Here is a 13,582-nt window from a genome sequence, read left to right as displayed (position 1 = left end):
TATGTTTAAGGTATTTAAAGGTCACGGACTTGAGACTAGAAACCGTATCGCGATGGCGCCGATGACTCGTTCACGCACGTCTCAACCTGGTGATGTACCAAACGAGATGATGGCAACCTACTACCGTCAGCGTGCCAGTGCTGGACTCATTGTATCAGAGGGCACCCCGATCTCAGCGGCTGCACGAGGTTATTCGATGACTCCGGGCATTTATACCCCAGAGCACACCGAAGGCTGGAAAAAAACCACCCAAGCTGTGCATCAAGAAGGCGGGAAAATATTTACTCAACTTTGGCATGTGGGGCGACGCAGTCATTCTGATATTTCAGGTACTAAGCCGTTAGCCCCATCAGCGATTAAAATCCCAGATCAAGTATTTGGCCCACTAGCTGAAGGTGGCTTTGGGATGATTGAAACTGAAACGCCACGGGAGATGACACTGCAAGACATTAAGAGCACGATTGCGGATTTTGTACAAGCGGGCAAAAACGCCATTGAAGCTGGTTTTGATGGCGTGGAAATTCATGCTGCGCATGGTTACTTGTTTGATACCTTTTTACGCTTAGAAAGCAACCAAAGAAGTGATCAATATGGTGGCAGCCAAGAGAATCGTATGCGCTTTCTGGTTGATACCTTACAAGCACTTACTGACGAAATTGGTGGGGAAAGAGTTGCGGTTCGTCTGTCTCCTCATATCGGAGAGGGTTTTGCTGGGGATGATGTTGAAATTGTTCCGCTAACGTTAGCATTGCTGGAAAAACTACAACCGATGAACCTTGCGTATGTGCATTTTTCAGAAAACATATCACGCTATGTAGAGGTACCTGAAGAGTTTCGCCAACAAGTTCGCCGAATATACTCAAACCCAATCATGGTTGCTGGAAAGCTGACCAAGCAATCAGCGAAACAGTTACTCGACAAGCAGTATGCTGATTTCGTTGCCTTTGGTACCCCTTTTGTAACGAACCCAGATTTAGTCGCCCGTTTGGCCAATGATAACCCACTGGCCGAGTTTGATGCTGACGCAAGACTCACCTTGTATGGTGGCGGAGCCGAAGGCTACATCGATTATCCTACTTATCAGGCATAGCAAAACTAGGCATCAAGGACTAACCACTCCTTGGTGCCTTCTCCTTTCTTTAAGCAAACGAGAATGCGATGGAACCCTATCAAATTTGGCAATATCAAACAGAGACACACAGTGTTATTTTAGGTAAGGCTGAAATACCAGCTTTAGATGACAATGAAATCTTAGTACAAAACAAAGCGATTGGTATAAACCCTGTCGATTGGAAATTTATTAAAGCCAATCCTCTAAATTGGCCGAATGGTCATGTTCCTGGTGTTGATGGTGCAGGCGTCATCGTACACGTAGGCTCTAAAGTTGACACCAGTCTCATTGGGCGTCGAGTGGCGTATCATGGCTCACTAAATCGCCATGGTAGCTATGCTGAATATACCGTTTTGAATGCTGAGCGAGTGATGACGCTGCCTGAGAGCCTATCATTTGAACTTGCAGCAGCGCTACCTTGCCCGATGCTTACCGCATGGCAAGCATTTGAAAAAATTCCATTAACCCGACAAAGAGAAGTGCTTGTCGTTGGTTTTGGCGCGGTGAATAATTTATTATCCCAGTTCCTTCTCGATGCGGGTTATATCGTTGATGTTGTCTCAGCGAGTCTGAGCGAAGATCGAGCCCAAAAGCTAGGTATTCGCCAAGTTTATCGAGAGCAATCTCAAATCGACATGAAATACTTCGCCATTTTTGATGCCGTGAGTGGCGAAAATGCCGCCCATTTAGTGCCACTGTTAAGAGCGAATGGACATATTGTCTGCATTCAAGATCGTATTGCTAAACCCATTGACCCGCCATTTACTCGCACTATTTCTTACCACGAAATAGCCCTTGGCGCGTTACATGATTTTGGTGATAAACAAGATTGGCATGCATTAATGCAAAATGGTGAAGCGTTACTTGAACGAATTACTAAAAGTGATGTTGAAATTAGTGAGCCAATCACATTTAATTTTGGACACATGCACGAGGCATTGACACATAGTGAATTTACAAAACTAAAAACTGTAATTACATTGAGTTAAACCGCACTATTTGTATTAGTTTCGACTTGATCTGACATTCAACTTGAAAAAGTGAGAGTTACCCGTTTTGATAAAGGTGTCGAATCTTTTAATCAAAACCAAAGGTAACTCTCATGTTGCATACTAACAATCCAATCATTAAACACAAAGCAGGTTTACTCAATTTAGCTGAAGAGCTGGGTAACGTATCTCGAGCATGTAAAGTAATGGGTGTCTCTAGAGATACATTTTATCGCTATCAAGAACTTGTTGAAGATGGTGGTATTGAAGCCTTAATTGAAAAGACACGCAGAACACCTAATCTGAAGAATCGAGTTGACGAAGCGACTGAACAGTCAGTAATTAACTATGCTATCGACTTTCCGGCTCATGGCCAACATAGAACCAGTAATGAACTGCGTAAGCTGGGGATATTTGTGTCAGGTAGTGGTGTTCGCTCTATTTGGCTTCGCCATAACCTAGAAAACTTTAAGAAACGGCTTAAAGCATTAGAGGACAAGGTCGCCAATGACGGAATTATACTAACCGATGCCCAAGTTGCTGCTCTTGAAAAGAAAAAACATGATGATGAAGCATGTGGCGAGATAGAAACTCATCATCCAGGCTACCTCGGCTCACAAGATACGTTCTATGTCGGTAACCTAAAAGGTGTGGGTAGGATCTACCAACAGACTTTCGTCGATACTTATAGCAAGGTAGCGTTTGCCAAGCTCTATACGACAAAAACACCAATCACCGCAGCAGATATGCTCAACGATAAAGTTCTGCCTTATTTCGAACAACACGAGCTTCCTATGCTACGAATATTGACTGATAGGGGAACAGAATACTGCGGGCGAGTTGAGCAGCATGACTACCAGTTATACCTAGCAATAAATGATATCGATCATACAAAAACTAAGGCAATGTCACCGCAAACGAATGGTATTTGTGAACGGTTCCATAAGACAATTTTGAATGAATTTTATCAGGTTACTTTCCGAAAAAAGCTATACGATAATTTAGAAATGTTGCAAAAAGAACTAGACGCATGGATAAATTACTACAACAATGATCGAACTCATCAAGGCAAAATGTGCTGTGGTCGAACGCCACTTGAAACATTATTGGATGGGAAACAGATTTGGGCAGATAAAAATCTAGCTCAAATCTAAGCTGACAGACACCATAAAAAATGGGTAACTGTCAGATCAAGTCTGAGCTACTACAGCTAAACAGATACGAGTGAAGTACACGTTAATAGGAGCTCTGCTGATGCGAAAAGCAGGGATATTGACTGAGTCAATCCTCTCAAGGAAGATAAGTGACTATAAAACAGGCACTTCAAACACTAGACAATAAAGTAGTTTTGAATTGATAGTATTAATCTTCAATATTTTTAGTAAGTTAAACGAAAAAAGGCTCATCATTTCTGATGAGCCTTTCGTCTTGAATATGGCGGAGAGATAGGGATTTGAACCCTAGATGGGCTACAAACCCATGCCGGTTTTCAAGACCGGTGCATTCGACCACTCTGCCATCTCTCCGAACGAGCGAGATAATAGCTATCTCACTGTCTGGTGTAAAGCATAAATTGTCATTATCTTTCTGTTTGACTATTTCGGCAGCAATTTTGTGGTTTGTGCTGCCATTTCGTACTCACTATTTGCGATCTGATACTAGTTATCCATTTTTACTGGGGTTAGGCCTTTAGCTCGATCTTCTATGGCATCTTCTAATTCAAACCCTGACTGCTTCCATGTACCCGCTTCTTCTGGATTAAATTTCTCTTTTGACCATTCAGCTGCTGACTCAACATTAAAGCTCGCTTCGCTCCATTGCTGTGATTGTTCAGCATTAAAGCCGCTCTTACTCCATTTTTGAGCTTTAGCTGCATCAAAGCCTATCGCTTTCCAATCTGCAATATCTCTTTCTGACATTCCTTTCCAGGTTGCTGGCGATGAAGCACAGCCATAGATAAGACACACAAAGATGGCACCGATTAACTTTTTCATTTAATACTCCCTTAAGTGTAAGCGTACGTTATTGATGAAAAAACCATCAACGTTAAATATAGTTAGCAGATGACACAGTTTCAAGTAAGTGACAGGAAATGATGAGATTAATAGCAGAACACTACAAACGGATGAATTAACAATGGGTTTTAAGGGCTTTTTAATAAGCAGGCAGAAGTAGTGTCGTTTTTTAGGTATTTAAAAGGCCACGTAATGTGGCCTTTTAGTATCAAACAAGCGCGGGCTTTAAACCTATTAAGTACGCTGACGGTTTGATTTAGGGCGTGCAGCCGTGGTTTTGTGCTTACGCACGGCTCGGCGGATCTTAGCGCCTTTCACTTTAGCACGAGCGACACTGTGTTTATCAGTACCTAACATGGTGCGAGTTTCAGGCTCTAGACCTGCAACTTGGCGCAAGTAGTTTACTTGCTCCATATCCAGTTCAACCCAACCGCCACGAGGTAGTGACTTAGGTAGCTCAACCATGCCGTAACGAATACGGATAAGACGGCTAACTTGCACTTCTTGTGATTCCCATAAGCGGCGAACTTCGCGGTTACGCCCTTCTTTTAGGGTCACATGCCACCATTTATTAAGGCCTTCACCACCAGCAGCTTTGATGGTATCAAAGTTGGCAGGACCATCTTCTAATGTCACGCCTTTACGAAGACGTTGAACTGCCGCTTCAGGTACATCACCAAATGTGCGCACCGCATATTCACGGTCAACTTCATTTGATGGATGCATTAAACGGTTAGCTAGTTCACCATCAGAGGTAAATAACAGTAAACCTGAAGTATTGATATCCAAACGCCCTACCGCTACCCAACGTGAGTCACGTATTGTCGGTAAACGTTCGAAAACCGTTGTTCTGCCTTCAGGATCTTTACGACTACAAATTTCACCTTCTGGCTTATGGTATGCCAACACACGACAAATAATGTCATCTTCGGTTTTGATGGTTATAGCACGGCCATCGATACGGATTTTAGCTTCTGCTTCAACGCGATCACCTAAGTTGGCAATTTCTCCGTCTACACTAACACGGCCTGCAGCAATCCATGCCTCCATCTCACGACGGGAGCCATGGCCTGCACGGGCCAAGACTTTCTGCAATTTTTCGCTCATCTAGTTCGACTCTTCTGTTTGTTGTGACGCCATTGAGACTTTCTCAAATAACGCCTGCAATGACTCTTCATCCGATAGCGACGGTAAGTCTGCTAGGGTTTTCAAGCCAAAATATGATAAAAATTCACTGGTGGTGGCATAGAGTGCCGGTCGCCCAGGCACTTCTTTATGACCCACTGTTTTTACCCAGTGTCTATCAGCTAAACTCTTTATTATGTGGCTGCTGACGGCCACACCTCTTACATATTCAATATCACCGCGAGTAACTGGTTGCCTGTATGCAATTACTGCTAAGGTTTCTAAGGTCGCACGTGAATATTTAGGGGATTTCTCTTGCCACAATGGTTGTAAGAATTCACTTAACAGCTCTTGGGTTTGAAAGCGATAACCACCAGCCACTTCGACCAGTTGTACCCCACGCTCTTGATAATCTTGTTGTAATTCATCGAGGCATTCTTTAATGCGTGCTCGAGAGACATCAAATTTCACTAATACTGTGTCTTTTAATGCTTTTACGGTTAGTGGTTTACCCAACACAAATAAACTGGCTTCGATTAATTGTTTTAATTGAATCATGTTTACTTGCATGGTCATCCTTTATCGTATCTTGTGCAATGCAGCTTAAAACGCTTTGACATAAATGGGGGTTAACGGCTCGTTTTGAACCAAATCAACCAATAGCTCTTTAACCAGTTCCATTAAAGCTAAAAAGCTCACTACCACGCCAGCTCGGCCTTCACTAATGTCAAATAAATCAGTAAATGGCACATAATGCTCGGTCGATAGTAAAGCTAATATCTGACTCATGCGTTCACGGGTCGATAATAGCTCGCGTTTTACATGGTGATGTTCGTTGGCATCAATTCTTTTGAGTACCTCTGAAAATGCTTGAGCAATATCAACTAAAGACACTTCAGGTGGCATCACCATTGGTTTTACATTGGGCGAGAGTGTCGCTTTCGCTAAAAATACATCTCGCTCTAGCCTCGGAAGTTCATCTAAATCAGCTGATGCCTGTTTGATAACTTCATAAGCTTTCAATTGACGAATCAACACTACCCGAGGATCTTCATCATCGTCTTCTTCGGTTGCCATTTTAGGCAACAGTAGTCGTGATTTTATCTCGGCTAATGTGGCTGCCATGACTAAATAATCAGCGGCAAGCTCTATTCGCGCTTCGGTTAAAATTTCAATATAAGCTAAATATTGGCTGGTGATTTTTTCTATTGGTAAGTCAACAACGTCGAGTTTTTGCTTACGAATTAAGTACAACAATAAATCTAGCGGGCCTTCGAATGTTTCTAAAAACACCTCAAGGGCTTCAGGAGGAATGAATAAATCATTAGGCATTGCGTCAAACGCTTCGCCTCGAACAACCGCTAAAGGTAAACTTTTCTGGATACCTTGCATTGTCGTCCCTTAATTTAATGATTAAAATCAGCTTTCTAAGTTAAATAACTTATTAAACTACATTACTACTGTTTGGCTATATCTGTTGTATTTCACAAAGATTAAACTTATATCAACTAAGTATTCAGAAAATATCTGCATCTAATTTTAGCGAGAAATTACCAAACGCGCGATTATACGCACTATTGACTGTGGTTGAAACCACTATCAATCAAACTTGTGCATTCAACCGTTGCAAGGGTTATTCAAAAATACTGGTATCGCCGGCGCCTTGACGAATTATATCGATATCGCCTTCAGACATATCTATAACCGTGGTTTGATTTTCAGCAAGGTAACCACCATGAATAATAGCATCGACATTGTGCTCTAAAATATCTCGAATATGCTCAGGATCAGACTCAGCAAATTCTGCATCTGGCATCACTAAACTGGTAGACATAATTGGCGCTTCTAACGCTTCCAATAATGCCAGTGCAATTAAATTGTTTGGCACACGAATACCAATGGTCTTTTTCTTGTCACATTGTAGTCGACGCGGCACTTCTTTACTGGCTTTAAAGATGAAGGTATAAGGCCCAGGAGTGCAGCTTTTCAATAAGCGGTAAGCTTGATTATCCACTCGAGCGAAATTGGCTAATTCTGATAAATCGCGACACATTAACGAAAAATTATTGTCGTTATCAATCTTACGAATGCGCGCCATACGGGTCATGGCATCTTTTTCACCGATCATGCAGCCCAGTGCATAACCTGAATCGGTAGGATAAACAATCACCCCACCTTGTTTTAAAATATTAACCGCTTGGCTAATTAATCTCGCCTGCGGGTTTTCATCATGTATATAAAAAAATTGGCTCATGTTCGCTCCGTCCAAGATTCTGCTTGCCACACCCACTGTATTCCAGCAGGTTGGAATAAATTTTTACCCAACTCAATCCAATTACTTGGAAAATGAAAATCACTGCCAATTGACCCCATTAGGTTATTCAAATGACTTAATGCGACCAAGTTGGCTCTATCATCAATACTTTGTTGTCCTAATACGACTTCCATCGCATCACCGCCCGCTTCTTTATATTCACGGACTAATTTTTTAAGCCATTTAGCAGATAGCTTATACCCGCTTGGGTGAGCTAATACCGCAACGCCACCACTACGGTGAATAATATTAATCGCGCTGGCCATATCGCCCCAATTATTGGGAACATAACCGGTTTTATTGCGGGCTAAATACCGTTTAAAAACACTCGGCATATCTTTGGCATAGCCTTTTTCAGCTAACCAGCGCGCATAATGGCCTCGACTGATAGCTGCGCCTGCTGCAAATTTTTGTGCGCCTTCATACGCACCTTCAATACCCGCCTTAGCTAAACGAATACCAATGTCTTTAGCCCGTTGCTCACGTAATTCACGTTGGTTTGTTAAAAACGCATGTAGCGCAGCATCGGTAATATCCAAATTTAAACCGACAATATGAATATCAAAGTTATTCCAACGAGTTGAAATTTCAACGCCATTAATCAGTTTTAATGGCGTGGAATGTTGGTTATTGTATTGATGCGCTTCAGCCAATCCAGCAACGGTGTCATGATCAGTAATAGCGAACATTTGCACGCCTTTATCAATGGCACGTTCAACAAGTTCAGCAGGAGTGAGTACGCCGTCAGATGCGGTCGTGTGGCTGTGAAGATCGGCCAATAGGGAGTCTGTTATCATTAGGTTATTGTACTTTAAACTTTGTTAGAATGCTTAGCCATCTAGCGTTTATTTGCTACATATACATCAAATTGCTACTGCTTTAGTCGCTAGTTGTAAAAAAATAATAAATTTGAGAAATATTCAATTGACTTTATAAGCCAGCTAAGGTCTTCTATAGCTAGTTACAGAATATAAAACCCATTATAAATGACTTCGCAGTGAAATGACCTGCAAATGACATAAAGAGAACCTTTTTAAATGACAAACTTTAACGCGTTAAACATCAGTTGGTGGTGGCACTTCCCAAATTAACGGGTGGTGTGAAGCGTTGTGGTTATTTAAATAACACAAGATTTTACTAAAAAGCCCGCAGAGATGTGGGCTTTTTTGCTATTTACGGCTTGCACTCTCCAATAAAACTAACGCAATCCAAGCTAAAATGAAGAGAACAGAGTATGAAAAAGCACACTATAAGCGAGGCGCAATAAGCATTATGGAACATCAATTTGCCCATGTGGTAACCCAAAAGCAGACCTTAGCATATCACGCTGACCCGCTTAGTCTTTATCAGCATATTACTGCTAATGCGCCGCATACTATGTTGTTAGAGTCAGCAGAAATAGAAAGCAAAGATCATCTTAAAAGTATTGTATTGACCCATGCAGCCATGATGGTCCGCTGTGATGGTTACCAGCTCACCTTTACTGCATTAACTGATAACGGCGCCAGCTTACTTACGCCAATCAGTAACTTTTTCCAATCCAGTGAGCAACAACGCCAAGATAATGTTATTACCATTCATCTTGCTAAAGCCAAAGAGCTACAAGATGAAGATGCCCGCTTAAAGTCCACCTCACCCCTTGATGGTTTAAGAATGTTTGTCCAGCACATACAAACTGATCAAAGTGATGCTTTTGAGGACTTATTTTTAGGCGGTGTGTTGGCCTATGACTTGATTGATACGGTAGAGCCGCTACCTGATGTTCCTAATGCCGACAACGATTGCCCTGATTACTTATTTTATTTAGCTGAAACCTTAATCTTGGTTGACCACCAAACCCAGCAAGCCGACATTATTACTCATCAATTTTTCGACAGTGCAGCTCAAGCCTCGTCACTGCTTGAGCGAGTTACTCAGCTTAAAGCCAATTGCCAAACATTGGCAGCAGTAGCGCCATTGGTCAGTATTGATGCCCCGACTCAAGTCAATATCAGCGATGACGCCTTTAAACAAACCGTGGTTGATTTAAAAGAGCACATTGTTGCTGGCGATATTTTCCAGGTTGTCCCCTCACGTAGCTTTAGCTTGCCTTGCCCTAATACTCTAGGTGCATACCGCGCATTAAGACTGACTAACCCAAGTCCATACATGTTTTACTTTCGTGGTCCTGATTTCACTTTATTTGGCGCATCACCTGAAAGCGCCCTTAAATATGAAGCCGCCACCAATCAAGTAGAAATCTACCCTATTGCGGGTACCCGCCAACGGGGTAAAACTGCCGATGGCCAGATTGATTTTGATTTAGATAGCCGTATTGAACTTGAACTGCGCCTTGATAAAAAAGAGCTCTCTGAGCACTTAATGTTAGTGGATTTGGCCCGTAACGATATTGCTCGTATTAGTCAAAGCGGCAGTCGTAAAGTGGCCGAGTTATTAAAAGTTGACCGCTACTCTCACGTGATGCATTTGGTGAGTCGGGTGACAGGTCAATTACGCGAAGATTTAGACGCGCTACATGCCTACCAAGCAAGTATGAATATGGGCACCTTAGTTGGCGCGCCTAAAGTTCGTGCTTCACAGTTAGTTAGACAAGCTGAACAAGCTCGTCGTGGCAGTTATGGCGGCGCTGTCGGTTACCTTAATGGTTTAGGTGATATGGATACCTGTATTGTGATCCGCTCAGCCTTTGTTAAACATGATGTTGCCCATATTCAAGCTGGTGCGGGTGTGGTGTTTGACTCCGATCCCCAAGCTGAAGCCAACGAAACCCGTCAAAAAGCACAAGCCGTTATTTCAGCAATTAAAATGGGAGGCGGACTATGAGCACTCTTTTAAACACAACTGCCACGCAAGACAATAATATGAAATTATATTTACTCGATAACTTCGACTCATTTACCTACAACTTAGTGGATCAATTCCGCTGCTTAGGCTTTGAAGTGATGATTTATCGTAATGATGTCAGTGCTGATTATTTAGCAGAAAAGCTAATAAGCGAAAACGGTAAAGCCGCATTAGTATTATCTCCCGGCCCCGGTGCGCCTCACGAAGCAGGCTGCATGATGGAGCTTATTGCAAAAGTGGCGGGTAAAGTCCCTATGCTGGGAATTTGTCTGGGTCATCAAGCCATGGTTGAGCATTACGGCGGTAAAGTCGAACGCGCTCCTTTTGTCGTTCATGGTAAAGCCAGTCCAACCATTCATAATGGCGAAGGTGTATTTGCTAACCTGCCTTCACCTCTGCCCGTTGCCCGTTATCACAGCTTAGTCGCCACTCAAGTGCCGGCATGTTTAGAGGTCATTGCCAGTACAGATGATATGCCAATGGCAATTTTGCATCCTCAAGATAAAGTGGTGGGTTTTCAATTTCACCCAGAATCAATATTAACCACTTTAGGCAGCACCTTATTAACGCAAACGCTTACCTACCTAACTCAAACATCTGCAGATGTTGATACGTCAGCTAGTGTTGATTCACCAGTTAAAGGAGCCCTGTAATGGCTGAGCTACAACCACTTTTAGACTCGCTATACCAAGGTAATGCCCTTACTCGCGACCAAAGTGCGCAATTATTTAGTGCTATTGTTGCTGGCGAAATGGATCCCGTCGCCATGGCGGGCATGTTAGTGGCGCTAAAAATGCGCGGCGAAACCATTGATGAAATAACAGGTGCTGCAGATGCGCTGCGTCGAGCGGCTAAACCTTTCCCACGAAGCGCATCGTCGTTAAGCCAAGGCGTAGTCGATATTGTTGGCACAGGTGGCGATGGCCATAACACCATTAATATCTCTACTACCGCGTCTTTTGTTGCTGCAGCTGCAGGAGCAAAAGTCACTAAACATGGTAATCGCGGCGTATCGAGTAAATCGGGCGCATCTGATGTGCTATCGCACTGCGGCATAGCCTTAACCATGAGCCCTGAATCTGCCAGTAAATGTGTTGATGATTTTGGTTTATGTTTCTTGTTTGCGCCCCATTACCATGCCGGTGTAAGACATGCTGTGCCTGTAAGGCAAGCCCTTAAAACTCGCACCATTTTTAATATTCTAGGCCCGCTGATTAATCCAGCAAAACCTGAAGCCATGTTACTTGGGGTGTATTCACCGAAACTAATCGCGCCGATTGTCAATGTGCTTAATGCCTTAGGCGTGAAACGTGCAATGGTGGTGTATGGCAGCGGTTTAGATGAAGTTGCGTTACATGGCGAAACCCAAGTAGCTGAGCTTAATGATGGCAAAATTCGTTTTTATAAATTAACCCCACAAGACTTAGGTGTTGAGCCTGCAGAAATTAAAGCACTAGAAGGTGGTGAGCCAAGTGACAATGCCCTTATCACCCAAGCAATTTTAAAAGGTGAAGGCCAACCTGCTCATCGTGACGCTGTCGCCATTAATGCCGGCTGTGCGCTTTATGTCAGCGGTGTGTGTGACACGGTACAGCAAGGCACAGCGTTAGCACTTGAAACCATCAACAGTGGTAAAGCTTATGAAGTATTAACCCAACTCGCTGCAGCAAGCCAACAAGAGGATGCGAAATAATGACTACCACTAACTCTGGCGCTAATACAGCGGATAAAGAATCAAACGTATTAACCAAGATTGTTGATACCAAAGTAGCGCATATTGCCTCATTAAAATTGCGCTACCCTGAAGCCAGCTTACAGCCAAAAATTTCAGACCGTAGTTTGTTTGATGCGCTTAAGGCACCCAATGCCGGTTATATTTTTGAATGTAAAAAAGCCAGCCCTTCTAAAGGCCTCATTCGCCCTGTGTTTGATGTTGAAGCCATTGCCGACATTTACGTCAAATATGCCGCCGGTATTTCAGTATTAACCGATGAGCAGTTTTTCCAAGGCGATATAGACTATATTCCGTTAGTACGCGCTCGCGTTAGCCAACCTATTTTATGCAAAGACTTCTTTGTTGACCCATACCAAATCAAGCTTGCGGCTCACCAAGGCGCCGATGCAGTGCTATTAATGTTGTCAGTACTTGATGATGAGCAATACAAGCTTTTAGCCGCTGAAGCCGCAAAATACAATTTAGATGCCTTAACTGAAGTCAGTAATCAACAAGAGTTAGACCGAGCAATTGAACTTAATGCCGCTATTATCGGTATTAATAACCGTAACTTGCGTGACTTAAGTACCGACCTTGCCATGACAGAAGCCTTAGCGCCGCAAATTCCAGCTGACCGAGTTATTATTAGTGAGTCTGGCATTTACACCAACCAACAAGTTAAGCGATTAAATCCACTGGTTGATGGCTACCTTGTTGGCAGTTCAATTATGGCCCAAGATGATATTGATTTAGCCTGTCGTCAGCTCATTTTTGGCAATAATAAGGTGTGTGGTTTAACCCGTTTTGAAGACATTAGCGTGGTAGCTCAAGCGGGCGCGGTATTTGGCGGATTAATCTTTCATTCAAAATCGCCACGTCATGTCAGCGTTGAACACGCGGCAGACCTTGTTAACCAAAGCCAGCAAGCAGGCATTGGACTTCATTTTGTCGGCGTATTTGTCAATCAAGCCAATGCTGAAATCGTTGCAACCGTCAAGGCTGTTGGTTTAAAGGTAGTGCAATTACACGGTAATGAAACCAGCGCCGACATAAGCGAGCTAAAACAATTACTCGCAAGCGCCAAGCTTGATTGCCAAATTTGGAAAGCGGTGAGCGTAGACAGCAGCACCAATACCGTTGGCGATAAAGCACAAGGCTGTGGCCGATACTTATTCGATAGTAAAAATAGTGCTGGATTTGGCGGCACCGGCGAGACATTTAACTGGCAAGGGTTACTCGATTCATCAGTTATAACAGCGACTGAACGAGATAACGCCATGCTTGCAGGTGGGCTGACACCCGAAAATATATTTGAAGCCAACCAGCAAGGCTTTTATGGCTTAGATGTTAATTCAGGGGTTGAATCTGCGCCCGGAATTAAAGATGCACACAAAATTAATTTAGCCTTTAACGCCATTAGAAATAATTAGTGCCATTAGGCAAGACTGAATGGCAAAGCGCCTGCTAAAC

At 43.1% G+C, this 13,582-nt stretch carries 13 protein-coding genes and 1 tRNA gene; 7 read left to right on the top strand and 7 right to left on the bottom strand.

Annotated elements, in window-relative coordinates; translation table 11 throughout:
• Position 1: 1 nt before the first annotated feature.
• The 3 genes from Q4533_RS01875 (at position 2) to Q4533_RS01865 (ending at position 3,254) form a co-directional block, all read left to right on the top strand.
• Entirely contained in the window at positions 2-1,090 is a 1,089-nt protein-coding gene (locus Q4533_RS01875; protein ID WP_303501612.1) for an alkene reductase, read from the top strand.
• A 68-nt stretch (positions 1,091-1,158) separates the two neighbouring features.
• Entirely contained in the window at positions 1,159-2,100 is a 942-nt protein-coding gene (locus Q4533_RS01870) for a zinc-binding dehydrogenase (protein WP_102519776.1), read from the top strand.
• Positions 2,101-2,213: 113 nt separating this feature from the next.
• On the top strand, positions 2,214-3,254 hold the full coding sequence (locus Q4533_RS01865; RefSeq protein ID WP_102519775.1) for an IS481 family transposase: 1,041 nt from the start codon (positions 2,214-2,216) through the stop codon (positions 3,252-3,254).
• A gap of 281 nt (positions 3,255-3,535) precedes the next feature.
• Here the strand turns inward: Q4533_RS01865 and Q4533_RS01860 are convergent.
• From Q4533_RS01860 to Q4533_RS01830, 7 genes are all read right to left on the bottom strand, one after another.
• Positions 3,536-3,626 (bottom strand) — tRNA-Ser (locus Q4533_RS01860).
• A gap of 132 nt (positions 3,627-3,758) precedes the next feature.
• Positions 3,759-4,094 carry a hypothetical protein gene (locus Q4533_RS01855; RefSeq protein ID WP_102437417.1) on the bottom strand — a complete coding sequence of 112 codons (336 nt, stop codon included), beginning with the start codon at positions 4,092-4,094 and terminating at the stop codon, positions 3,759-3,761.
• A gap of 255 nt (positions 4,095-4,349) precedes the next feature.
• Positions 4,350-5,222, bottom strand: a complete 873-nt coding sequence (gene rluB / locus Q4533_RS01850) for a 23S rRNA pseudouridine(2605) synthase RluB (RefSeq protein ID WP_303501609.1) — start codon at positions 5,220-5,222, stop codon at positions 4,350-4,352.
• Positions 5,223-5,810, bottom strand: coding sequence for an SMC-Scp complex subunit ScpB (gene scpB / locus Q4533_RS01845; protein WP_303501607.1), 588 nt, complete (start codon positions 5,808-5,810; stop codon positions 5,223-5,225).
• 33 nt (positions 5,811-5,843) lie between these two features.
• Entirely contained in the window at positions 5,844-6,632 is a 789-nt protein-coding gene (locus tag Q4533_RS01840; protein ID WP_076537092.1) for a ScpA family protein, read from the bottom strand.
• Positions 6,633-6,873: 241 nt separating this feature from the next.
• A complete protein-coding gene (locus tag Q4533_RS01835) occupies positions 6,874-7,494 on the bottom strand; it encodes an L-threonylcarbamoyladenylate synthase (RefSeq protein ID WP_076537094.1) in 621 nt (206 codons plus the stop codon).
• Positions 7,491-8,351, bottom strand: coding sequence for a PHP domain-containing protein (locus Q4533_RS01830; RefSeq protein WP_303501604.1), 861 nt, complete (start codon positions 8,349-8,351; stop codon positions 7,491-7,493). Before Q4533_RS01830 ends, Q4533_RS01835 begins: the two co-directional genes overlap by 4 nt.
• Before the next feature lie 475 nt (positions 8,352-8,826).
• On the opposite strand from Q4533_RS01830, the gene Q4533_RS01825 reads away from it, so the two are divergent.
• Genes Q4533_RS01825 through trpCF form a run of 4 tightly spaced genes read left to right on the top strand, consistent with a single transcriptional unit; the run spans position 8,827 to position 13,542 of the window.
• Positions 8,827-10,377 carry an anthranilate synthase component 1 gene (locus tag Q4533_RS01825; protein WP_102437424.1) on the top strand — a complete coding sequence of 517 codons (1,551 nt, stop codon included), beginning with the start codon at positions 8,827-8,829 and terminating at the stop codon, positions 10,375-10,377.
• Positions 10,378-10,415: 38 nt separating this feature from the next.
• Positions 10,416-11,051, top strand: coding sequence for an aminodeoxychorismate/anthranilate synthase component II (locus Q4533_RS01820; RefSeq protein WP_102437589.1), 636 nt, complete (start codon positions 10,416-10,418; stop codon positions 11,049-11,051).
• Positions 11,051-12,091 (top strand): anthranilate phosphoribosyltransferase, encoded by a 1,041-nt coding sequence (gene trpD, locus Q4533_RS01815; RefSeq protein WP_102519774.1) that lies wholly within the window; start codon positions 11,051-11,053, stop codon positions 12,089-12,091. Before Q4533_RS01820 ends, trpD begins: the two co-directional genes overlap by 1 nt.
• Positions 12,091-13,542 carry a bifunctional indole-3-glycerol-phosphate synthase TrpC/phosphoribosylanthranilate isomerase TrpF gene (gene trpCF / locus Q4533_RS01810; RefSeq protein WP_303501596.1) on the top strand — a complete coding sequence of 484 codons (1,452 nt, stop codon included), beginning with the start codon at positions 12,091-12,093 and terminating at the stop codon, positions 13,540-13,542. Before trpD ends, trpCF begins: the two co-directional genes overlap by 1 nt.
• The last annotated feature ends 40 nt before the right edge of the window (positions 13,543-13,582 follow it).

The organism is Shewanella sp. 6_MG-2023, assembly GCF_030547195.1.
GTDB lineage: Bacteria > Pseudomonadota > Gammaproteobacteria > Enterobacterales > Shewanellaceae > Shewanella.
This window is presented reverse-complemented; position numbering and strand designations above follow the sequence as displayed.